Below are 23747 nucleotides of genomic sequence, written 5' to 3'. Positions count from 1 at the left end.
AGTGTGCCGGAGAATTATACAGCCCTGGCGGCAATTCTTTGGCCGCATCGGCGCCTCGCGATGTGTCGCAAATCCGGAAAGGCAAACAGAAACAAAACGTTACCCCTCTGGTCATGGGAGGGTGCCGCAGGGGCAGGGCGAGGGGTGGTGGGTGGTATCATGGAAGGTGATCAGCTATCTCTTTCGTCGAATGCGTGGGTGGGGAGCGGATTCGTCAGGATTCGCACACGCGTGACGGGGGAAGGCGATGGGTCTGGTCCATCAATCGGCAGCGACTCTGTGGCCCGTTCGCAGTGCAGAGCCGCGCATCATCGCCCGCCGGACCAGATGGCTGTTGGCCGGCGTCACCTTCCTCGCCCAAGCCAGCGTCCTCTTATCTCCGTCCACGCCGGCACTGGCGCAGGCCTTGCCCACCGGCGGCACGGTGAGCGCGGGCACGGCCGCCATCGCGCAGACCGGCGCCGGGGCCATGCTGGTGACCCAGACCACGCCCAATGCCATCATCAACTGGTCGAGCTTCTCCATCGGGCAAGGCGGGTCGGTGCGCTTCGAGAACGGCGCTGGCGCCACGCTCAACCGCGTCACCGGGTTCACGCGCTCGCAGATCGATGGCTCCCTGTCGGCAAGTGGCAGCCTCTACCTCGTCAATCCCAACGGCATCACGGTTGGCCCGACCGGCACCGTCACCACCGGCGGCCGCTTCATTGCCTCCACCCATGACGTGTCGGACGCGGATTTCCTGGCCGGCCGCGACCTGACCTTCCGCGGCTCCAGCACCGCGAGCGTCATCAATTACGGCCAGATCGGATCGCTGGGCGGCGACGTGGCCCTGATTGCCCGCAAGGTCGAGAATGCGGGCACGCTCTCGGCTCCGGAGGGCACGGCGGCGCTGGCGGCCGGCTATGAGGTGCTGGTGCGCGACACCGCGCTGTCCAACGGCAAGTTCGTGGTGAAGGTGGGCGGCGCCGATACGGAGGTGAAGACCTCCGGCGTCATCAAGGCCGCCGAGGCGGAATTGCGCGCCTCCGGCGGCAATGTCTATGCGCTGGCCGGCAACACCGAGAGCCTCACCAAGGCCACCGGCGTCGCGACCAAGGGCGGCCGCGTGTTCCTGACGGCGGGCGATGGTGGCACGGTCACCGTCTCCCAGAAGGTGGTGGCGCGCGGCGCCGAGAGCGGCGGCAAGTCCTCGGGCGGCGAGATCCGGGTGTCCGCCGGCAAGGTGAACGTTTCGGGCAAGCTCGATGCCTCCGGCACGGCCAATGCCGCCGGCACCTGGGCGAAGGGGGGGACCATCATCGTCACCGGCCGCGACATCGCGCTGGCTGGCGGCGCGGACCTGGATGCCTCCGGCGCCTCGGGTGGCATCGTGCTGGTGGGCGGTGACTATCAGGGCGGCGCCAACGCCGGCTCGAAAACCGTCTCCGAGGCGGTGGACACCGCGCAGACCGTGTCGGTGGACGCCGACGCGTCCCTGCGCGCCGACGGCCGCGAGGGCGCGGGCGGCAAGGTGGTGGTCTGGTCGGACAGCACCACGCGTTTCGCGGGCGCCATCTCCGCCACCGGCACCACGGCCGGCGGCGATGCGGAAGTCTCGGGCAAGGGCGTGCTGGATTATGCCGGCACGGCGGATTTGCGCGGCACGGCCGGCCGGTTCGGCACCCTGCTGCTCGATCCCTACAACCTGACCATCTCCACCGGCACCGACAGCAATGTCTCCGGCTTCACCGCCACTGGCGATAACAGCGTCCTGAACGTGACGACGCTGACCAATGCGCTGGCCACCGCGAACGTCACGGTCTCCACCGGCTCCGACGGCTACCAGGCCGGCGACATCACGGTGGCGGCGCCGATCTCCTGGTCGGCGAACAGCGTGCTGACGCTGGCGGCGGCAGGCAATGTGATCGTGAATTCCGCCATCACCGCCACCGGCAGCAATGCCGGGCTGGTGATCCAGTATGGCGCGGGCAAGGACTATTCGGTCGCGGCCCCCATCACGCTGTCCGGCGCGTCAGCCACCTTGCAGATCGGCGCCGCCGGCGCGCTCGCCAGCTATACGCTGCTGCATTCCATGGCGGCCATCGACGCCATTGAAACCACCGGGCTCGCCGGCAAATATGCGCTGGCGGTGGACCTTGATGCTACGGGCACCACCTATACCGCCTCTGTCGTGACCGGAGCCTTCACCGGCTCTTTCGCCGGCCTGGGCCACACCATCTCCAACCTGACCATCAACGCGCCGGGTGCCGACTATGTGGGCCTGTTCTCGGTTGCGACGCTTTCGGCCGGCAATAGCGTGCGCGATCTCACTCTGGCTGGCGGGAGCATCACGGGAAACACCAATGTCGGCACCGTCATCGGGGCGATGAATTCCGGTACCGTCCTGAACGTCCATGCCAGCGCCGACGTGACTGGCACAAGCATCATCGGCGGCCTCATCGGCCTGACGTTCGGCGGGGCGGTCACCGGTTCGTCCGCCGCCGGCAACGTGGTCGGGACGGCGGCGGGTGGCTATGTGGGCGGGCTGATTGGGGAAGCCACTTCCACCATCACATCTTCCTTCGCCACCGGCAATGTCAGCGGGGCCGGGGATTATGTGGGCGGACTTGCGGGGAATAGCTGGGGCGCCATCACGGGCTCCTATGCCACGGGGGCGGTGACCACGTCCGGCAACTTCTCAGGCGGACTGGTTGGAAGAGTCAACGGGTCTTCTTCCATCAGCAACTCCTATGCCACCGGTGCAGTCAGCGGCGTCTCCTATGTTGGCGGTTTGACGGGCTCTTCCCAAGGCAGCACCACCAATTCCTACGCCACCGGAAGCGTAACCGGCACGAGTGATGTTGGCGGCCTCGTTGGCTCGACGTCCGCCAATGTGACCCAATCCTACGCCTCCGGCGCCGTTTCGGGCACGGGCAGCAATATTGGCGGGCTGATCGGTTCGCGCACCGGCGGCACCGTCTCCACGTCCTACTGGGACAAGGACAGCAGCGGCCAGACCGTCGGCATCGGCAACGAGCCGTCCAATACGGGCGCCGTCGGCCTCACCAGCACCCAGGCGCGGCAGTCCTCCAGCTATGCGGGCTGGAACTTCTCCACCGACTGGTACCAGACCGGCGACATGCGCCCCATCGGCCGCTGGGAAGCCGCGCCGGTGGTGGGCGGCGTCGCCACCATCGTCAATGCGCATCAGCTCCAGTTGATGAACCTGAACCTTGCCGGGGCCTATGTGCTGGGCGCCGACATCGACCTGTCCGCCACCAACAGCACGCTGACCTCCTCCAGCATCTGGGGCGCCAGCGGGTTCCAGTCCATTGGGTTCGGCTCCAACTTCACCGGCAGCCTGGACGGGCAGAACCACACCCTTTCGGGCCTGACCATCAATGCGCCGACCAGCGAATATGTCGGCCTGATCTCGATCGCGACGCTGGCGGGCGGAAGCGGCGTGCGCGACCTCACCCTTGCGGGGGGGAGCATCACCGCCAAGAGAAACGCCGGCTCCGTCATAGGGGCGCTGAGTTCCGGCAACGTCCAAAATGTCCATGCCAGCGTCGACGTGACCGGCGAACGCGCCGTGGGCGGCCTGGTTGGAAATGCCTTCGGTGGTTCGATCACCGGTTCGTCCGCAGGCGGCGACGTGGTCGCCACGTCTGGGGGCTCTGCGGGCGGTTTGGTTGGATCGTCGAGCGCGTCCATTGCCTCCTCCTCTGCCACGGGCAATGTCAGCGCGACGGGAAATTATGCGGGCGGCTTGGCCGGTCTTCAGAACGCCACCGTAACCGGCTCCTATGCCACGGGGTCGGTCACCAATACCGGAAACGGCACCGGCGGCCTCGTCGGCTCGGGCAGTGAGACCATCACCAATTCCTATGCCACCGGAGCCGTGACGAGCACCGGTGAACAAACCGGAGGCTTGGTCGGGAGCATCACCGGGACGAGCTTCTCCGTCTCAAATTCCTACGCCACAGGAGCCGTGACAGGCACCGCCTTTACGGGCGGCCTGGCGGGACAGGCGGGCGCTGGAGCGGGCATTTCCCAGTCCTACGCCACCGGTGCCGTCACCGGCACCGACTATGTGGGGGGGCTGTCGGGCACGGTGACCGCTGTCTCCCAGTCCTACGCCTCCGGTGCCGTCTCCGGGACGGGCACCAAGATCGGCGGGCTCATTGGCCAGAGCTATGGCACCGTCTCCCAATCCTACTGGGACAAGGAAAGCACCGGCCAGGCCGTCGGCATCGGCAGCGATCCGGCCAATACCGGCGCCACGGGCCTGACCAGCGCGCAGGCGCGCCAGTCCTCCAGCTATGTGGGCTGGGACTTCGCCAACACGTGGTACCAGACCGGCGACCTGCGCCCCATCGGCCGCTGGGAAGTCGCTCCAGTGGTGCACGGGGTGGCCACCATCACCAACGCCCACCAGCTTCAGTTGGCGAAGCTGAACCTCGCCGGCACCTATGTGCTGGGCGCCGACATCGACCTGTCCGCAACGGCCAGCGCGGCCACCTCCTCCAGCGTCTGGGGCGCCAGCGGGTTCCAGTCCATAGGTAACAACAGCACCCCCTTCACCGGCAGCCTGGACGGGCAGGGCCACACGATCTCCGCCCTCACCATCGTCCGCAGCGGAGACAATTATTCCGGCCTGTTCGGCTATGCGGACACAGGTGCGATCCTCCAGAACCTGATCCTGGATGGCGGCAGTGTTTCCGGCTCCCTTTTCTATTCGGGCGGCCTTGTGGGCTACAACAAGGGCGCCATTACCTCGGTGACTTCGAGCGTGTCGGTCGCCGCCGCGGGCTATTCCGGCGGCGTCGCCGGCACCAATACCGGGACCATCTCCCAGTCGAGTGCGTCCGGAACGGTAACCGGGTGGAATTCCGGCGGGCTGGTCGGGGAGAATCAGGGCGCGATTTCGTCGTCGCATGCCTCCGGCAGTGTTGGGTCGACGACCGACAATACTGTCGGCGGCCTGGTCGGGAGCAATGTCGGGGGCACGCTGACGGACGTCCACGCCACCGGCGCCGTCCAGGGGAATTCTCCGCTGGGCGGCCTCGTCGGCGAGGTGTCCGGCGCGAGCGTCATTACCAATGCCTATGCCACCGGCGCCGTCACCGGCGGATGGACGCAGTCCGGCGGCCTGGTGGGTGACATGACCGGGGGCACCATCACCAATGCCTATGCCACCGGCTCGGTCACCGTGGTCTCCAATGCGTCGCAGGGCAAAGCGGGTGGCCTGATCGGCACCCTGAGCGGCGGCACCCTCTCCAATGTCTATGCCACCGGCGATGTCTCGGTCACGATGCCCTCATCGGGTACCTCCGCGGCCGGCGGACTGATTGGCGAGATGTACTCCAGCTCCGTGACGGACGGCTATGCCACCGGCTCGGTGACTGCGGACAATAATGACGCAGCCAATGCTGGCGGTCTGGTGGGATCCAGCATCAGCGGCACCCTGACCCGCGTCTATGCCTCGGGCGCCGTCACCGCGACGGGCGGAACGACGGAGGCGGGCGGTCTTGTCGGCAGCGGCACCGCGACCTTCACCAACGCCTATTGGGACATGGACAGCACCATGCAGTCCGGCGCCCTGAATGGCGCCTCCGCCACCGGCGCCACCGGCCTCACCAGCACCCAGGCGCGCCAATCCTCCAGCTATCTGGGCTGGGATTTCACCAACACCTGGTACCAGACCGGCGACATGCGCCCCATCGGCCGCTGGGAAGCCGCTCCGGTGGTGAACGGGGTGGCCACCCTCAACAACGCCCACCAGCTGCAAATGGTGAAGCTGAACCTCGCCGGCACCTATGTGCTGGGCGCCGACATCGACTTGTCCGCAACGGCCAGCACGGCCACCTCCTCCAGCGTCTGGGGCGCCAGCGGGTTCCAGTCCATCGGGGACAATAGCACCCCCTTCACCGGCAGCCTCGACGGCCAGGGGCACACAATTTCGAACCTGACCATCGTCCGCAGCGGGGACTATTATTCCGGCCTGTTCGGTTATGCGGATACGGGTGCGATCCTTGAGAACCTGATCCTGGACGGCGGCAGTGTTTCCGGCAGCATTCTCTATTCGGGCGGGCTTGTCGGCTACAACAAGGGCACCGTCTCCTCTGTCACCTCGGGCGTTGCGGTCAGCGCGGCCAACTTTGCGGGCGGCGTTGTCGGCTACAATACCGGCGTCGTCTCACAGTCGAGCGCGTCCGGCGCGGTGCTGGGGTGGGAGTCCGGCGGGTTGGTCGGGTATAATTCGGGGACGATTTCGTCTTCGCATGCCTCCGGCAATGTCGGCGATTCCACCCGCAACATCATCGGCGGCCTGGTCGGGACGAATGCCGGCGGCACGCTGACCGACGTCTATGCCACGGGCACGGTGACGGGAGCCTCACCGGTGGGAGGTCTGGTCGGGCAGGCCACCGGCGCCAGCATCATCACCAATGCCTATGCCACCGGCGCCGTCACGGGCGGGTGGATCCAAGCAGGTGGCCTGGTGGGTCTGATGACCGGATCGGGCAAGATCACCAATGCCTATGCCACCGGCTCGGTCACTATGGTCTCGAATTCCGGCATCGCCAGGGTGGGTGGCCTGGTGGGCGACGCGACCGGTGCCACCCTCACAAATGTCTATGCCACGGGCGCCGTCTCGGCGACCACAGTCTCGTCGGGCGCCTCCAAAGCCGGAGGCCTGATCGGCGAGTCCTATTCCAGCTCCATCACCGACGGCTATGCCACGGGCTCGGTTACGGCGACCAATGCGGGCAGTTCCCACGCCGGCGGACTGGTGGGAGCGAGCACCAACACCACCCTGACGCGCGTCTATGCCTCCGGCGTGGTGACCGCGACGGGCGCCACAACGGCGAACGGCGGTCTTGTCGGCAGCGGCACTGTGACCTTCACCAAGGCCTATTGGGACACGGACAGCACCACGCAGTCCGGCGCCCTGAATGGCGCATCGGCCAGCGGCGCCACGGGGCTGACCAGCACGCAGGCGCGCAACTACACCAGCTATGACTGGGATTTCACCACCACCTGGTACCAGACCGGCGACATGCGCCCCATCGGCCGCTGGGAAGCCGCGCCGGTGGTGAACGGGGTGGCCACCATCATGAATGGCCATCAACTGCAGCTGGTGAACACCAACCTGTCCGGCACCTATGTGCTGGGCGCCGACATCGACCTTGCCGCCACCAACAGCACGCTGACCTCGTCCAGCGTCTGGGGCGGGAAGGGCTTCCAGTCCATCGCTTATAATGGCTACACCTTCACCGGCAGCCTGGACGGGCAAGGCCATACCATTGCAAACCTGACCATCAACGCGCCAACTGACTCGAGCCTAGGGTTGTTTGCTCAGGTCGGGGATGGTTTGAACACTGTCACGGTGCAGAATCTTACGCTGTCCGGGGGCAGTATCAGCGGCCGGGCTGTTCTCGGCGCACTGGCGGGGACCCTCTCCAAAGTCACGATTTCCAACGTGCATAGCAACGTCGATGTGCAGGGCACCCATTCTTCTGTGGGTGGGCTGCTTGGCAATGTGTCATCCGGCACGATCACGGGGTCGTCCTCAAGCGGCGATGTCACCACCGGCGGCGCGAACGTCGGCGGCCTGGTCGGTTACACCCTCGCTGCGACGATCACATCCTCTTCTGCGACCGGTGCCGTCCAAGGCTCCAATTGGGTCGGCGGGCTTGTGGGCTATACCGGCGGTGCAGTGTCGCAATCCCATGCGACCGGTTCCGTGACCGGCACGGGCTTCAGTGTGGGCGGGCTGGCCGGAGAGTCCGCCGCTGTCACCGGCAGCTGGGCATCGGGCGCCGTGTCCGGCAACGAATATGTCGGCGGCCTGGTGGGCTATGCCAACTCTGCGATCCAATCGAGCTACGCCACCGGTACCGTCACCGCCACCGCCTCAGTTGCCGGTGGCCTGGTGGGCGGGACCTCTTCGGACGTGACCTCGTCTTATGCCAGCGGAGCCGTCAATGCGGCGACAATGGCGGGCGGCCTGATCGGCGAGTCCTATGGCGTCGTGACGTTCTCCTATGCGACGGGCGCCGTCACGGCGACCGGGGACCGGGGGGGCGGGTTGGTCGGTCAAAATGAGGGTACCATCTCGCAGTCCTTCGCCAGTGGCGCCGTGACGGGCGGCATAACGGTCGGCGGCCTTGTGGGCTATAACACCAGCGGCGGCTCCATCACCCAGTCCTTCGGCAGCGGGAATGTCTCGGGAAGCGGCACCGCAGGTGGCCTGGCGGGCCTGAATGCGGGCAGCATCACCCAGTCTTACGCCACCGGTTCGGCGACTGCCACGAGCGGGTCGGTCGGCGGCTTCGTCGGTACCAATACGGGGACCATCTCCCAGAGTTATTCCACCGGCCTCGTGACCAGCGGCGTGTATTATGGTGGGTTCGTCGGCGCCAATGGGGGGACGATCTCCTCCTCCTATTGGGACACGCAGACCTCCGGCCAGGCCAGTTCGGCCGGCGGCACCGGCCTCACCACCGCCCAGATGCATGACTGGTCCAGTTACCAGGGCTGGAGCTGGCAGGTCTGGTCTCCCGCCACCGTGACATCCCTGCCCCTGTTGTACGGCGTCTCCGGCGTGGTCGGCGTGGTGCAGACCGGCACCTACGGAAATAATCCTGCGGCGGCCACCGTGACCTATCTCGGCGCCAATGCCTGGAACACCACGTCGGGCACGCCGACGACTACGCTGAGCACCTCAACCAACGCCGGCATCTCCTATACCACCGTGACGGGCATGAGCGGCACCTATGCCGCCGGCGGCAGCACCACGTTTGTGGGCGTCGCCAATATCGCCCAGCGGGCCATCACCGTCACGGCGAACGGGCAGTCACGGGCCTATGGCGACGCCAACCCGACTTCCGGCGCGGTGACTGTGGGTGGCGACGGGCTGGTGAACGGGAACACCATTTCCAGTGCAACGGTCGCCTCTTCCGCGACGGGCTCCTCGAATGTGGGCAGCTACAATCTGCTCGCCTCCGACGCGGTGTTCTCGTCGGGCTCGGCGTCGAACTACGCCATCACCTATTTGGACAACGCCTCCGGCCTTAGCGTCACCCAGCGGGCGATCAACGTCACGGCGAACGGGCAGTCGCGGGCCTATGGCAATGCCAACCCGACCTCCGGCGCGGTGACCGTGGGCGGCGACGGGCTGGTGAACGGCGATGCCATTTCCGGTGCAACGGTGGCCTCGTCCGCGACGGGCTCCTCTAATGTGGGGACCTACAACCTGCTCGCCTCGGATGCGGTGTTCTCCTCGGGCGCGGCGTCCAACTACGCCATCACCTATCTGGACAATGCCTCCGGCCTTGGCGTGACGCAGCGGGCGATCACCGTGACGGCCAATGGCCAGTCGCGGTCCTATGGCAATGCCAACCCGGCCTCCGGCGCGGTGACCGTGGGGGGCGACGGGCTGGTGAACGGAAACACCATCTCCGGCGCCTCCGTCGCCTCGTCTGCGACGGGCTCCTCGAATGTGGGGACCTACAACCTGCTCGCCTCGGATGCGGTGTTCGCAAACGGCTCCGCGTCCAACTATGCCATCACCTACCTGGACAATGCCTCCGGCCTTGGCGTGACGCAGCGGGCGATCACGGTGACGGCCGATGGCCAGTCACGGACCTACGGCAATGCCAACCCGACCTCCGGCGCGGTGATCGTGGGCGGCGCCGGGCTGGCGAACAGCGATGCCATTTCCAGTGCCACGCTTGCTTCTTCTGCGACGGCTACGTCGAACGTGGGCAGCTATAACCTGCTGGCCTCCGACGCCGTGTTCTCCTCGGGCGCAGCGTCGAACTATGCCATCACCTATCTGGACAATGCCTCCGGCCTCAGTGTGACGCAGCGGGCCATCACGGTGACGGCCAATGGCCAGTCGCGAACCTATGGCAATGCCAACCCGACCTCCGGCGCGGTGACCGTGGGTGGCGACGGGCTGGTGAACGGAAACACCATTTCCGGCGCCTCCGTCGCCTCGTCTGCGACGGGCTCCTCGAATGTGGGGACCTACAACCTGCTCGCCTCCGACGCGGTGTTCTCCTCGGGCGCGGCGTCGAACTATGCCATCACCTACCTGGACAATGCCTCAGGCCTTGGCGTGACGCAGCGGGCGATCACGGTGACGGCGGACGGTCAGTCGCGGTCCTATGGCAATGCCAACCCGACCTCCGGCGCGGTGATCGTGGGCGGCGCCGGGCTGGCGAACAGCGATGCCATTTCCAGTGCCACGCTTGCTTCTTCTGCGACGGCTACGTCGAACGTGGGCAGCTATAACCTGCTGGCCTCCGACGCCGTGTTCTCCTCGGGCGCAGCGTCGAACTATGCCATCACCTATCTGGACAATGCCTCCGGCCTCAGTGTGACGCAGCGGGCCATCACGGTGACGGCCAATGGCCAGTCGCGAACCTATGGCAATGCCAACCCGACCTCCGGCGCGGTGACCGTGGGCGGCGACGGGCTGGTGAACGGCAACACCATTTCCGGCGCCTCCGTCGCCTCGTCTGCAACGGGCACGTCGAACGTTGGCAGCTACAACCTGCTCGCCTCCGACGCCGTGTTCTCGTCGGGCGCGGCGTCGAACTACGCTATCACCTATCTGAACAACGCCTCCGGCCTCAGCGTGACGCCACGGGCCATCACGGTCACGGCCGATGGCCAGTCACGGACCTACGGCAATGCCAACCCGACCTCCGGCGCGGTCACCGTGGGTGGCGACGGGCTGGTGAACGGAAACACCATCTCCGGCGCGTCCGTCGCCTCGTCTGCGACGGGCTCCTCGAATGTGGGGACCTACAACCTGCTCGCCTCGGATGCGGTGTTCTCCTCGGGCGCGGCGTCGAACTATGCCATCACCTATCTGGACAATGCCTCTGGCCTCAGTGTGACGCAGCGGGTCATCACGGTGACGGCCGATGGCCAGTCACGGACCTATGGCAATGCCAACCCGACCTCGGGCGCGGTGACCGTGGGGGGCGACGGGCTGGTGAACGGGAACACCATTTCCGGCGCAACGGTCGCCTCGTCTGCGACGGGCACGTCGAATGTGGGCAGCTACAACCTGCTCGCCTCCGACGCCGTGTTCTCGTCGGGCGCGGCGTCGAACTATGCCATCACCTATCTGAACAACGCCTCCGGCCTCAGCGTGACGCCACGGGCCATCACGGTCACGGCGGACAATCAGCAGCGGCCCATAGGGCAATCCAATCCGCCCCTGACCTATCAAATCTCTGGAAGCGGGCTGGTGAATGGCGACACGCTTTCCGGTGAGCTGGAAACCTCGGCGACCGCCGCCTCGCCGGCGGGAGCCTATGACATCACGCAAGGCACGCTGGCGGCGAGCGCCAATTATGCCCTTGCCTATGTGCCGGGCGTTCTGACGGTCACGGGGGGGTCACCCGCGGCGGTCGTTGTCGTGTCCATCGCCGATCAGCCCACCTATGTGCAGACGTCTCCCATCGATGTGCCATGGGTGGTGTTCGACACGGCGCCCACGCAACCGGTCCAAGGGCTCAGTCGCACGGGGACGAGCGTGCTCACCTACGGCCGGTGGCTGTCCATGAGCGGGAACTGAGATCCATGCGCCGCATCCCCACTCCCGCTCTCGCCACTTCCTCCCTCGCCCTTCTGGCCCTTGCGGCCGCGGCTGCGCCAGCCTTTGCACAGCGCGCCGCCGCCCCCGTGGAGCGCAACCTCCCGCCGGTCATTTCCGGGCAGGGGCGCTTGATGGTCGGCCCCCAGGACCTCGCCTTGAGCCAGGACGAGACACCGCTTGGGGTGGCCCTGCGCGGCATCCGCCTGCTGGGCCCGAAGGACAGCATCGCGGGGCGCACCCGGCCCGGCATTGCCATCGGCAATATTGGAGACCTGCCCCATGCGGGCCTGGAGCAGGCGCTTCAGCCGTTCCTGGGCCGACCGGTCACGCGCAAGCTGATTGGCGAGGTGCAGGCCGCCATCTCCAAGGTCTATCGCGCCGCGGGCTATCCTTTCGTGTCCGTGTCCCTGCCGCCGCAGGAGATCACGGGCGGCATCCTCACGCTCCAGGTGGTGGAGTTCAAGGTTGGAGGGGTGAGGGTGCAAGGCGGGGATCCCGCCATTGCCGGTCAGGTTCGGGCCGTTCCCGGCCAGCGCATCTCCGCCGAGGCGCTGGACGAGGACCTGAACTGGCTGAACCGCACGCCCTATCGCACGGTGTCGGGCGTGTTCGCGCCGGGCGACGCGGTGGGCCTGTCGACGCTCACGCTGGAAGTCACCCAGCAGAAGCCGTGGCAGGTGTTTGCCGGCTGGTCCAATACCGGCACCCACGCCACCAGCTTCGATCGCTATTTCGTCGGCTTCGGCGCCGCGCTCACCGGGCTTCGGGATAGCTATGTGTCCTACCAGATGACCGGAAGCTGGGACTTCTGGAGCGATCAGGGGAGCGTGGGGACGGGTCCGCAGCAGCCGCTTTACTACAGCCAGGCGGGACGGGTGGTGCTTGGGCTCGGCGACCGGCAGAGCCTGGAGATCGTCCCGAGCTATGTGGCCTCCCGTCAGGCCGGGACAATTCCCCTCTTCTCCTACACTTATGAGACGCTGGAAGTGCCGGTCTATTACCGCACCGCCATCTCGAACCTCCTGCCTGGCACCTATCTGGGCGACCTGGTGCTGGGCGTGACCGGCAAGGGCGTCAACCGCGGCAATTACTTCACCGGCGAGGGCATTGGCGGCGCCCAGGCGGGCCTGTTCGAACTGGTGCTCGGCTGGTCCATTTCCAAGCCCGACGAATATGGCCTGACCAGCCTCGACCTGAAGCTCTTCGCCAATCCCGGCGGCGTCGTGGGGGGCAACGATTCGCAGAGCTGGATCGCCTATAGCGGTGGCCGGGTCACGGACGTGAATTATGTCTATGCGGCCGCCGACATCTCACGCGTCACCCGCCTGCCCGCGGGCTTCAGCTGGGTGTCCGCCTTTTCCGGCATCGCCGCCGGCCAGGCCCTGCCGGACACCGAGCAGATCTCGCTCGGCGGCATGTATGCCACGCGCGGCTATACGCTGGACGACGGCAATGCCGATACTGGCTTCTTCTGGCGCAACGAGCTGCGCACGCCCACCTTCCCGCTCCTGTCGGGACTCGGTCTCTCCAATGTGGCGGACCAGGTCTCTCCCTTCGCCTTCCTGGATGTGGGCTGGGGGCATTCCTATGGCTATCAGGGGGTGCTGGGTCCTGTGACCAGCCAGAATGTAAGCATGGCCGGCATCGGCGTGGGCCTGGATTATTCCCTCGCCCGCAATGTCACCGCCTCCTTCATCGCCGGTGTGGCACTCACCGATGCGATCTATACCCAGGCGGGTGACGTGACCCTCCAGGGGCGGATCTATATCAGCTACTAGGGCATGCGCCGATCGGCCTGCACCGCAGGCGGATCGGATCCCGCATTCTCTCTCAACGCGTTAGAGGGCGGTTCACCGATCAGATTGGTTCAATCTGATCGGATCGCGCTCCAAGCTTCCCTCCCGCGCCGGAAGGGTGCGGAAGGCGTGGGCGGGCGGCGCGCTTGATCCGAGCGATGGATGATGCACCCTTCTCCCCGGCGGAAGGAGGGCGCGATGGGTCGGAGGCTGGCAAGGGGTATCGCACATCGGACGGCGTCCTTGTGCGCCGGGCCCCGTGTGACGCCGGGCCCGGCCTGTGCGGATGGCCATAGGGCGCGCGGGAGATGGCAAGAGGCCGGACGTGCCGCTGCGCTCGGCCGGTGGCCGCGTTCCGCCCGGGCGTCGGCCCCGCGCATTCCAGGGGCCTGAGCCATGGCGGCAATGATCTTTGCCTGCGTGGTGGTCTTCCTTTTGGCCCTGATCGGCGCGGCATTGCTGTTCCACGTGCGCGCCAAGCTGGCGGCGGCCGCGCAAAGCCGCATCGTGCCGGACGGGCAGGGCTTGCGCGTGCCGCTGGTGGCCGCGTTTTCCGGCTGGAAGGGCGTCCCCTGGTTCGGCTTCTCGTCCAGCGACCTGAAGCCGACGCTCATTCTTCACCCCGATCATGTGGAATGCCGGGTCATTCGGACGCGGCGCAAGCCATATGACGCCGTGTCGCGGGTGGACTATCGCGCCACCCTCGGCACCTGGAACGTGGTGCTGGAATTTCGCGATTCCCTGGCGAGCTTTGCCGGCAATACGGCCAATGCGGACGTGGCGCGCGAGGCCGTCCGTCTTCTCAGCGAGAAGGGGTGCCCCCTGTCGGCGCGCGCGCGCCGCTTGCTGGAGGGATGAGCGAACGCACGTCCGATGAAAGCTGGGTCACCGGACGCGCATCGGGCTTTGGCGCTCCGCAGCGCCTTCAGGCCAGGACCTTGCCCGGATTGAGCCGCCCGTCGGGATCGAGCGCCGCCTTGATGCGGCGCATGAGGGCGAGTTCCGCCGCGGGCTTGTAATGGGCCAGCTCGCCGGCCCGGTACTGGCCTATGCCGTGCTCGGCGGAGATGGAGCCGTCGAAGCGGGCCACCGCGTCATGCACGGTGCGGTTTACCGCCGCCTTGTCGGTGCCGGGCGGGATCAGCACGTTGAAATGGATGTTGCCGTCGCCCGCATGGCCGAACATGTTGGCCCGTGCGCCGGGATGGGCGGCGGCCACCGCCGCCTCGGCATCGGCCAGGAAGGCGGGAATGTCGGCGATGGGCACGGAGACGTCGTGCTTGACGCTCGGGCCTTCCCGTTGCTCGGCCTCGGTGATGTGCTCGCGCAGCGCCCAGAGCTGGCGGGCCTGGGCCTCGGACGAGGCGACCACGCCGTCGGTGGCTTCCTCTGCTTCCAAGGCTCCGGCCAGCACCTCCTCCACCTTGTCCGCGATGCCGGCGAGGCTGGAATCCGCCTGCATCAGCACCAGCCAGGGGGCCGGTGCCAAGGGCAGGTCCAGGCCGCAATTGCGCTTCAGGAGGTCGAAGGAGAGGCCGCAGATCAGCTCGAAGGCGCTCACCTGGTCGCCCACCTCGTCCTGCACCCGGTTGAGCAGGGCGAGCGCTGCCTCGGGGCTCGGCACGGCGAGAAGGGCCGTCACCTTGTGCTGCGGGGCGGGCACGAGGCGCAGCACCGCGGCGGTGACGAGGCCGAGCGTGCCCTCCGAGCCGATGAAGAGCTGCTTCCAGTCATAGCCCGCATTGTCCTTGCGCAGCGGGCGCAAAGCATTCACCAAAGTCCCGTCGGCGAGCACCACTTCCAGGCCCAGCACCAGTTGGCGCGTCATGCCATAGCGCAGCACATTGATGCCGCCCGCATTGGTGGAGATGACGCCGCCCACCTGGGCCGTGCCTTCGGCGGCCAAACTCACGGGCAAGAGGCGCCCCGCCGCGCGCGCCGCTTCCTGGGCGGTCTGGAGGATGCAGCCGGCCTCCACCTCCATGAGCATGCCCACCCGGTCGACCTTGCGGATGGCGTTGAGGCGGGAGAGGGAGAGCAGGATCTGCGGCGCGGGCCCCACGGGCACGGCGCCTCCGGCAAGCCCCGTATTGCCGCCCTGGGGCACCACGGCGACGCCCGCCTCGGCGCAGGCGGCGACCACGGCGGCCACCTCCTGCGCGGTGCGCGGGCGCACCACCGCCAGCGCGTCGCCCCGGAACAGGCCGCGCCAGTCCACGAGGTGAGGCGCCATGTCTTCAGGCGCGGTGACGAGGCCACGGGAATCCACGAGGGTCCCGAGGCGGGACAGGAAGGAAGAGGCGTCCATGATGTGCGATCAGCGGCCCGGTTGGAGCATGAGAGCGAAGGACGGAATGTAGGTCGTCAGGAACAGGACCACCAGCATCACCAGGATCTGCGGCCAGATGGCGCGCGCGATGCGCGACAGGCTCAGCCCGGATATGGCCATGCCCACGAACAGGCAATAGCCGATGGGCGGGGCCGCCATGCCGATGGCCACGTTGGTGACGATGATCGAGCCGAAATGGATGGGGTCCACCCCGAACCGGTTGGCGATGGCGATCAGCATGGGGCCGAGGATCACCATGATGGCGATCTCGTCCATCACCGCCGCCAGCAGGAAGAAGGCGATGTTGAGCCCCGCCAGGGCCATCCAGCGCTCGGAGACGTGGTCCGCCAGCCAGGCGGCGAAGTCGGTGGCGATGTGTTCCTGTGCGATCAGCACCCCGAATCCGGCCGACACCGCGATGATGGTGGTGACGATGGCGCTGGTGCGCATGGCCTGGAGGATGATGCGCGGCAGGTCCTTCACCTTCATCTTGCGTTCGATGAAGACGCCCACCAGCAGCGCGTAGACGCAGCTGATGCCGGCCGCTTCCGTGGGCGTGAAGACGCCGCCATAGATGCCGCCCAGCACCACCACGGGCGACAGCAGCGCCCATTTGCCATGGTTAAAGGCGGCGACCATTTCCGGCCAGGTGGCGCGGGTCTGCTTGGGCACCTTGTTGCGCTTGGCATGGACCCAGCAGACAACCAGCAGGCCGAGGGCAATGGAGAGTCCCGGCACCACGCCCGACAAAAACAGCTTGCCGATGGACTGTTCCGCCACGATGCCCCAGATGACGAAGGCGATGGAGGGCGGAATAAGCGGGCCAAGCACGCCGGCGCTCACCGCGATGGAGGTGGCGAAAGCCTTGTCGTAGCCGGCCTTTGCCATGGCCGGGATGAGAATGCCGCCGATGGCGGCGGTGGTGGCCGGGGCCGAGCCGGAAATGGCCGAGAACACGATGGCCGCCAGCACCGCCACCATGGCAAGCCCGCCGGTGCGGTGGCGCACCAGGACCGAGGCGGCGTCGATGAGGCGCTGGGAGAGCCCGCCCGCGCTCATGAGCTCGCCCGCCAGCATGAAGAGCGGAATGGCCAGCAGGCTGAAGGACTGGGAGCCGGCAATGAGCTGCTGGGCGAGGAAAGCCGGCTCGATGTCCGCCACCGTGAGCACCAGCATCACCACCACGCCAATGGCGATGGCAAAGGGCACGCCGATCATCACCAGGCTGGCAAAGCCACCGGTGAGAAGGAGGAGAACCGCGTTCATGCCGCAGTCTCCCCGCTGGCGGCCGCCCGCGCGGGTGCACCCGTCACCACCCGCCAGGCGGCGAACAGGAAAATGAGGGCGCCCGCCGTGGGCGCGAAGGCATTGAGGATCTCGATGGGATAGCCGATGGCTGCCGAGATGGAGCCACCGGCCATGTCGTAGAAGCGCAGGCCCGACCAGAACAGATAGGCGCCAAAGGCGGCGGCGATGGCATCAAGCCCCCGCTCCGCCAGCGGGCGCCAGTTGGCCGGCACGCGGTCCACCAGCAGGTCGAGGCGCACATGGAAGCCTTCCCGGACGCCAAGCGCCAGCCCGCCCAGCGTCGCCCAGGAAAACATGAGCACCGCCATTTCCTCCGACCAGGAGGGTGTGCGGCCGAACACGTAGCGCATCACCACCTGGATGGTGATGCAGGCCACCATGACGGCGCCTGCCACCACGAGGCTGGCGCGCAGGAGGCTGGTGACGAGCGCCAGGAGGCGCTCGCCCGCAGTGCGGATCGCATGGACCATGGCCGTGCCCCTGACCTTTATTGGCTCACTGGACGGCGGTGAGGGTCTCCTGGAGCAGGTCCGGGCCGATGGTGGGCTTGAACTGCTCGTAGACGCCCTGCACGGACTCGCGGAACGGCTTGATGTCCTTGACCGCGTTCACCTTCATGCCGGAGGCTTCCAGCTTGGCGAGCACCGCCTTGGCGTCGGCGGCGGCGGTGGCGCGCTGCGCCTTGGTGGCGCTGGCGGCGGCGCTGAGCACCGCCTTGCGCAGGTCTTCCGGCAGGCGGTCGAACACGCGCTTGGAGATGACGAGGTCGATGGCCGAATAGGTGTGGTTGGTCAGCGAGAGATACTTGGTGACCTCGAAATACTTGTTCTGCTCGATCACCGCGAGCGGGATCTCCAGGCCGTCAATGGCGCCCTGCTGCACGGCCGTGAAGGTCTCGCCCCAGGCCATGGGCACGGCGTTTCCGCCCAGCGAGGAGAACATGCCGATGAAGACCGGGTTCTGCATCACCCGGTACTTCACGCCCTTCACGTCGGCGGGCGTTTCCACCGGGCGGACATTGTTGATCATGTCGCGGAAGCCGCCTTCCATGAAGGCCAGCAGCTTGATGCCCTTGGTCTCCAGCTTGGCGGCCAGCTTCTGGCCCACGGGACCGTCCAGCACCTTCTGGGCCTGGGCTTCGTTGGCGAACAGGAAGGGCAGGTCCACCACCTGGAAGGAGGGTTCGATCTGCGCCACCACCGCATTGGTGATGATGCCCGCATCCACGGTGCCGAGGCGCATGCCGTCGAGCATGGCCTTCTCGTCACCGAGCTGCCGGTTGGGGAACAGCTGCACCTCGATCCGGCCGCCGGAAGCCTCTTCCAGGGCCTTCTTGAAGTCGCGGGCGCCCACCGCATAGGGGTCCTGGGCGCCGTCGGAGGTGGTCCAGCCGAGCTTCAGCACGGTCTTCTGCTGGGCAAGCGCCGGCACGGCGGTGAAGAGGGTTGCCGCCGAAAGGGCGAGCGCCAGGGCACGGCGCGAGAACAGACGGGTCATGAGCACATTCCTCCAGGTGATGGGCCGCTGCCGGTTCAGCCGGCGGTCGGGGTGGGAAAGCCGTAAAGTCGCGCGGGGTTGTCCACGAGGATCCGCCTCCGCTGGGCCTCGTCGGGCACCCAGAGCGGCAGCAGGTCCAGAAGGTCGGTGGTGTTGAACATGGGGCCGGAGACCGCCACGTGCGGCCAGTCGGACCCCCACACGCAGCGGTCGGGGGCGGCGTCCACCACCGCCTGGGCGAAGGCCAGCGTGTCGTGGAAGGGCGCGCCAGTGCCGGAAATGCGATAGGCGCCGGAAAGCTTGGTCCAGGCCCGGCCGTCGCGCATCAGGCGCAGCAGCATCTGGAAGCCGGGATGGTCGATGCCTTCCGTCACCGGCATGTGGCCGATATGGTCCACCACCACCTCCACCGGCAAGGCGGCAATGCGTGGTCCAAGCTCGGGCAGCGCGCGGGCGTCCAACAGCAGCTGGATGTGCCACCCCAGCGGGGCGACACGCGCGGCGAGGCGCTCCAGCTCGTCCATGGCGACGCCGCCGCCGAACAGGACATTGATGCGGATGCCCTTCACACCGGCGGCGGCAAGCTCCTCCAGCTCCCGGTCGGACACGTCCGGGGACACCACCGCCACGCCGCGCAGGCGGTCGGGATGGGCGCGCAAGGTCTGCACCATGCAACGATTGTCGGTGCCGTAGACCGAGATCTGCACCAGCACGCCCCGGCTCATATGCAGGCCGTCGAGCATGGCGAGATAGGCCGCTTCCGGCGCCGGGGGCGGGGTGTAGCTGCGGTTGGCCACCATCGGATAGGCGTCGTGCGCGCCGATCACATGGGCATGGGTGTCCACCGCCCCGGCGGGAATGGGGAAGGCGGGGGCGCGGATGACGGGATCAGGCCCCTGGCAGGGGGGCGCGCCGGCTGTGGCTGCGACGGTCATGGGGCGGTCTCCGAAGCGAACGGCCCGAAGCCGAGGCGCTCCATGGCGTTGGACAGGTGGGTGCGCATGGCGGCCTCGGCGCCGGCCGCATCGGCGGCGGTGATGGCGGCCAGCACCGCCTCGTGCTCCGCCTGCACCGCCATGATCCGGCCGGGATGCCGGGCGCGCGTATTGACCCGCGCATGGGCGATCACCTCGCGCAAGCTGGCGCCGAGGAAGGAAAGAAAGCGCTCGAAATAGGGGTTGCCTGATGCCCGGGCGATGGCTTCGTGGAAGCTGTTGTCGGCCTCGATGCCGTCCCGGCCGGCGGCGATGTCCGCGCGCAGGTCGTCCAGGGCGCGGGCGACGGCCGCGCGATGGGCGTCCGAGGCCTGCACGGCGGCCAAACCCGCCGCGGCGCCCTCCACCGCCACGCGCAGCTGGAAGACGTGCCGCAGCGAGGCGCGGGTGGAAGCGTCCGCCTCCAGCCGGAACAGGCCCTTGCCGGGCTCGGCCGCCACGAACGCCCCAAGCCCCTGCCGGGATTCCACCAGGGCATCGGATTTCAGCCGGGACAGCGCCTCACGCACCACCATGCGCGAGACGGCGTAGCGTTCCGCCAATTCCTTCTCGGAGGGCAGGCGGTCACCCGGCGCGAGCGCGCCGCTGCGGATGGCGTCGGAGAGGCTGCGGGCCACCTCCGCCGACAATGCGGGCGCCCGGCGAATGGAGAAGGTCATGTTGTCCAGTTATCATACAAGCTGTCCGTACGGCAAGATGAGGTGACGTACCGAAATCCCCTTGCGTCATCGCCGGGACGCTCCCTTTTGGCCGCGCTCCCCGTCCTGGGCGGGGGCTCAGAGGGGCTGGCCGTGCCGCAGCAAGGTGAGGGCAACCGCCTGGGCGCGGGGCACCAAAGTGTCGAGGTCGCAGAATTCATCCAGCGAATGGGCGCCGCCACCCACGGGTCCGGTGGCACAGAGCGTGGGCGCCCCCACCGCCGCGGTGAAGCCGCTGTCGGCCGAACCGCCGGTGGCCTCGCCGCCCACATTCATCCCCAGGTCCCGTGCGCAGGCCACATAAGCGTGGAACAGCGCCTCGCTGGCGGGGGACTGGGCGAAGGGCAGGAAGTTGCGCTTGCGGGTGATGCGCGCGGCGGTGCCGGGCAGGTCTTCCCGGTCCACGATGGCGAGGATCTGCCGCCACACCTCTTCCATGGCCTCGATGGTGGAAAAGCGCACGTCCACCTCGGCCTTGGCGCAGGCGGGCACCATGTTGACGGATTCCCCGCCCTTGATGAGGCCCACGGAGACGGTGGTGTCCGACCCCGGCCGGTTGATCGCCTGGAGGCTCAAGACCTTGCGGGCGAGGGCCTCGATGGCGCTCGCGCCCTTGGCCGGCTCCACGCCCGCATGGGCGGCGCGGCCGGAGACTTCCAGGGTGAAGAAGATGGCGCCCTTGCGGGCGATCACCACATTGCCATTGGGCCGCCCCGGCTCGGCGTTCAGGACCAGCGCCGCCCCTTCGGCGCAGGCCTGGATCACCGAACGGGAGGAGGGGGAGGCGATCTCCTCGTCGCTGGAATAGAGCACCTTCAGCGGCATGGGCGCCCCGCCGAGCGCGTGGAAGGCCTCGATGAGGAAGGTGTTCATGACCAGCCCCGCCTTCATGTCCGCCACCCCCGGCCCGAAGGCGCGGTCGCCTTCCCGGCGGAAGGGGCGCGCGGCCACCGTGCCCTCGGGGAACACCGTGTCCATGTGCCCGAGCAGCAAGGCATGGGGGCCGACCGTGCGGCCGGGGATCTCGGCGATGAGGTTGTCGCCTTGCTCGGCGACGGGCACCGTCTGCGTGGGCACGCCTGCTGCCGCAAGATGGGCACGGAAGACGGCGCCCACGCGGTCGACGCCCGCCTTGTGGTAGCTGCCGCTGTCGATGTTCACCACCTCGACCAGCAAGGCTTCCATGGCGTCGCGGCGCGCCGCGAGCCACTGGAGGACAGCGTCCTCCTCGGGGGTCAGGTCTGGCATGGCGGACTGGTCTTTCTGCCGGGCGGCGCGCACGCCTCAGCCCCGGCTCGGGAAGGTCAGGAGGGTGTCGGGATAAAGGCCGAGGCGCATCCGGCTGCCGGGCGGCAAGGTGGCGCGGGCGGCTTCTCCGGCATTGGGTGCCATGGCGATGAGGATGGCGCCCTGGCCGATATCCACATGGTAGTAGGTGACGGCGCCGGAATAGACCGTGTGCGCCAATTCCCCCTCCAGCACCACGCAGCGGGCATGGGCGGGCGGGTCGATCACCACTTTTTCCGGCCGCACCACCAGGTCCACCGCATCGCCCGCCCCGGTGCCCTCGGTGGCTGGCACCTCCAGCGTGTGGCCGGAGACGGTGCGGATGCGGGCCGTGCCGGCGGTCACGTCTTCCACCTTGCCGGCCACCGCATTGGTGAAGCCGATGAAGTCGGAGACGAAGCGGCTGCGGGGATGCTCATAGACATCGGAGGGGGTGCCGATCTGCACGATGCGGCCTTCCTCCATCACCACGATGCGGTCAGCCAGCGTGAGCGCCTCTTCCTGGTCGTGGGTGACGAAGACGGTGGTGATGCCAACCGCCCGCTGGAGCTGCTTGATCTCCACCTGCATCTGCTCGCGCAATTTCTTGTCGAGGGCGGCCAGGGGCTCGTCCAGCAGCAGCACGTTGGGCTTGGTGACGATGGCGCGCGCCAGCGCCACGCGCTGGCGCTGGCCGCCGGAGAGTTGGGAGGGGCGGCGCTCGCCGAAGCCGGCGAGCCGCACCTGCGCCATGGCATCCTCCACCGCCGCGCGGGTCTCGGCGGCGGGGCGGTTGCGCATGGCAAGGCCGAACGCGACATTCTCGAACACGCTCATGTGCGGGAATAGGGCATAGTTCTGGAAGACCATGCCGATGTTGCGCTTCCACGGCGCCACCTGGTTCACCAGCGTGTCGCCGATGCGGATCTCCCCCGCATCGGGCGTTTCGAGGCCGGCGATCATGCGCAACGTGGTGGTCTTGCCGCAGCCGGACGGCCCGAGGAGACACACCATCTCCCCAGGCGCGATGGCCAGCGACACGCCGCGCACGGCGAGCACGGAGCCGTACCACTTCTTCACGTCGCGCAGGTCGACGCCGACGGCGTCGGTCGCGTTCAGCTTGGCCATGAAGACCCCGTCAGGACTTGAGCGTGCGGTCGATGAGGCCCTTCAGCTTCGGCATCTCGGCCGCCAGCTTCACGAAGTCGGGCCGGATCAGCTTCTTGATCGCCTCGTCGGCGGTGACGATGGCCGGGTTCGACTTCAGCGCCTCGGGGATCTTCACCTTGGTGCTGGCGGGCGAATAGAAGCCGCGCTCGATCCAGGCGAGCTGGCATTCATCGGACAGCCAGGTGTTGAGGTAGATCTGCGTGAGCTTGCTCACCGCCGGCGAGAAGCCCGCGCACACCTGCATGTGGCCGGTCCATTGCACGCCGCCTTCCTTGGGGATGGTGAAGGCGACGTTCTTGCCCTGCGACTTGGCCATGGCGGTCCAGGAGCCCCAGTGCGGCGCCAGCCACATCTCGCCGCGGCTGACGAGGTCCTCCTCGCCGGTGGGCGAGTTCACCCAGGCGCCGATATTCTCCTTGTAGGGTTCCCACGCCTTGATGCCGGCCACCACGTCCGGCCCCTTGCCGGTGACCACCGCCGCCATGATGTAGGCGTCGTAATAGACATCCCACATGGAGACCCGGCCCTTGTATTTGGGGTTCCACAGGTCGGTCCAGGACTTGGGCTCTTCCACCTTGTCCGGGTTGTACATGATGCCGAACGGGGAGAGGTGGAAGGGAATGCCGAAGCCGCCGGGGGTGGTGAGGTCCGGCGGCAGGTTGGCCGCGTTGGGCACCAGCGACATGTCGAAATGGGCCCACATCTTGTCGTTGATGCCGCGCTGGGCGAACAGGTCGTTCACCATGGCGCCGCTGATCACCGGATTGGACCGCTGGGCCAGCATCTTCGGATAGGCCACCGCATTGGAGGCGGCTTCGAACGTCACCGCCGTCTTCGGATAGGCCTTGTTGAACATGGGGACGGTGACGTCCTTCAGGATCTCCGGCACCACGCCCGGCTGGGACAGGATGGTGAGCTGGGCCACTTCCGCATCGGTCGCCTGGGCGAGGGCCTCGGCGAGCTGGAGGAAGGCGGTGCCGCCCGCGCCGAGCGCGGCCATGCCCTTCAGGATGGCGCGGCGGCTGGCCCGGCCCTCGAAGGAGCGCAGGATGTCCTTGGTGTCGTCGGAGCTCATCTGGTCTTCCCTTC

General features: G+C 67.5%; 12 protein-coding genes. 3 read left to right on the top strand and 9 right to left on the bottom strand.

Features of this window, described 5'->3' with window-relative positions; translation table 11 throughout:
- Positions 1-247 precede the first annotated feature (247 nt).
- The 3 genes from PV781_RS14505 to PV781_RS14495 all read left to right on the top strand — a co-directional run bounded on the left by PV781_RS14505 (position 248) and on the right by PV781_RS14495 (position 14253).
- On the top strand, positions 248-11578 hold the full coding sequence (locus PV781_RS14505; RefSeq protein ID WP_274776341.1) for an MBG domain-containing protein: 11331 nt from the start codon (positions 248-250) through the stop codon (positions 11576-11578).
- A 5-nt stretch (positions 11579-11583) separates the two neighbouring features.
- Entirely contained in the window at positions 11584-13377 is a 1794-nt protein-coding gene (locus PV781_RS14500; protein ID WP_274776340.1) for a ShlB/FhaC/HecB family hemolysin secretion/activation protein, read from the top strand.
- 414 nt (positions 13378-13791) lie between these two features.
- Positions 13792-14253 carry a hypothetical protein gene (locus PV781_RS14495; RefSeq protein WP_274776339.1) on the top strand — a complete coding sequence of 154 codons (462 nt, stop codon included), beginning with the start codon at positions 13792-13794 and terminating at the stop codon, positions 14251-14253.
- Positions 14254-14320: 67 nt separating this feature from the next.
- On the opposite strand, the gene PV781_RS14490 is transcribed toward PV781_RS14495, so the two are convergent.
- The 9 genes from PV781_RS14490 to PV781_RS14450 form a co-directional block, all read right to left on the bottom strand.
- The gene (locus PV781_RS14490; protein WP_274776338.1) at positions 14321-15703 is read right to left on the bottom strand and encodes an FAD-binding oxidoreductase; all 1383 of its coding nucleotides are present in this window, start codon (positions 15701-15703) and stop codon (positions 14321-14323) included.
- Positions 15704-15712: 9 nt separating this feature from the next.
- Entirely contained in the window at positions 15713-16990 is a 1278-nt protein-coding gene (locus PV781_RS14485) for a TRAP transporter large permease (protein WP_274776337.1), read from the bottom strand.
- Complete coding sequence (locus PV781_RS14480; protein ID WP_274776336.1) at positions 16987-17502, bottom strand: TRAP transporter small permease; 516 nt, start codon at positions 17500-17502, stop codon at positions 16987-16989. The genes PV781_RS14485 and PV781_RS14480 overlap by 4 nt, the downstream gene beginning before the upstream one ends.
- A 25-nt stretch (positions 17503-17527) precedes the next feature.
- Entirely contained in the window at positions 17528-18529 is a 1002-nt protein-coding gene (locus tag PV781_RS14475) for a TRAP transporter substrate-binding protein (protein ID WP_274776335.1), read from the bottom strand.
- A 35-nt stretch (positions 18530-18564) separates the two neighbouring features.
- Positions 18565-19464: an amidohydrolase family protein gene (locus PV781_RS14470; RefSeq protein ID WP_274776334.1), complete on the bottom strand. Its 900-nt coding sequence runs from the start codon at positions 19462-19464 to the stop codon at positions 18565-18567.
- The gene (locus PV781_RS14465) at positions 19461-20183 is read right to left on the bottom strand and encodes a FadR/GntR family transcriptional regulator (RefSeq protein ID WP_274776333.1); all 723 of its coding nucleotides are present in this window, start codon (positions 20181-20183) and stop codon (positions 19461-19463) included. Before PV781_RS14465 ends, PV781_RS14470 begins: the two co-directional genes overlap by 4 nt.
- A 117-nt stretch (positions 20184-20300) precedes the next feature.
- A complete protein-coding gene (locus tag PV781_RS14460; RefSeq protein ID WP_274776332.1) occupies positions 20301-21470 on the bottom strand; it encodes a M20 family metallopeptidase in 1170 nt (389 codons plus the stop codon).
- A 36-nt stretch (positions 21471-21506) separates the two neighbouring features.
- Entirely contained in the window at positions 21507-22616 is a 1110-nt protein-coding gene (locus PV781_RS14455; protein ID WP_274776331.1) for an ABC transporter ATP-binding protein, read from the bottom strand.
- A gap of 10 nt (positions 22617-22626) precedes the next feature.
- Positions 22627-23733: an ABC transporter substrate-binding protein gene (locus PV781_RS14450; protein ID WP_274776330.1), complete on the bottom strand. Its 1107-nt coding sequence runs from the start codon at positions 23731-23733 to the stop codon at positions 22627-22629.
- Between the last annotated feature and the right edge of the window lie 14 nt (positions 23734-23747).

Origin of the sequence: Aquabacter sediminis, from assembly GCF_028863665.1 — a bacterium.
GTDB lineage: Bacteria > Pseudomonadota > Alphaproteobacteria > Rhizobiales > Xanthobacteraceae > L1I39.
Note: the sequence above shows the minus strand (reverse complement) of the source record. Positions and strands in the feature narration are given on the sequence as shown.

What these genes read in the sequence shown, in the direction of transcription:
- PV781_RS14505 (WP_274776341.1), top strand. Translation starts at nt 248, where the DNA reads ATGGGTCTGGTCCATCAATCGGCAGCGACTCTGTGGCCCGTTCGCAGT.
- PV781_RS14500 (WP_274776340.1), top strand. Translation starts at nt 11,584, where the DNA reads ATGCGCCGCATCCCCACTCCCGCTCTCGCCACTTCCTCCCTCGCCCTT.
- PV781_RS14495 (WP_274776339.1), top strand. Translation starts at nt 13,792, where the DNA reads ATGGCGGCAATGATCTTTGCCTGCGTGGTGGTCTTCCTTTTGGCCCTG.
- PV781_RS14490 (WP_274776338.1), bottom strand. Translation starts at nt 15,703, where the DNA reads ATGGACGCCTCTTCCTTCCTGTCCCGCCTCGGGACCCTCGTGGATTCC.
- PV781_RS14485 (WP_274776337.1), bottom strand. Translation starts at nt 16,990, where the DNA reads ATGAACGCGGTTCTCCTCCTTCTCACCGGTGGCTTTGCCAGCCTGGTG.
- PV781_RS14480 (WP_274776336.1), bottom strand. Translation starts at nt 17,502, where the DNA reads ATGGTCCATGCGATCCGCACTGCGGGCGAGCGCCTCCTGGCGCTCGTC.
- PV781_RS14475 (WP_274776335.1), bottom strand. Translation starts at nt 18,529, where the DNA reads ATGACCCGTCTGTTCTCGCGCCGTGCCCTGGCGCTCGCCCTTTCGGCG.
- PV781_RS14470 (WP_274776334.1), bottom strand. Translation starts at nt 19,464, where the DNA reads ATGACCGTCGCAGCCACAGCCGGCGCGCCCCCCTGCCAGGGGCCTGAT.
- PV781_RS14465 (WP_274776333.1), bottom strand. Translation starts at nt 20,183, where the DNA reads ATGACCTTCTCCATTCGCCGGGCGCCCGCATTGTCGGCGGAGGTGGCC.
- PV781_RS14460 (WP_274776332.1), bottom strand. Translation starts at nt 21,470, where the DNA reads ATGCCAGACCTGACCCCCGAGGAGGACGCTGTCCTCCAGTGGCTCGCG.
- PV781_RS14455 (WP_274776331.1), bottom strand. Translation starts at nt 22,616, where the DNA reads ATGGCCAAGCTGAACGCGACCGACGCCGTCGGCGTCGACCTGCGCGAC.
- PV781_RS14450 (WP_274776330.1), bottom strand. Translation starts at nt 23,733, where the DNA reads ATGAGCTCCGACGACACCAAGGACATCCTGCGCTCCTTCGAGGGCCGG.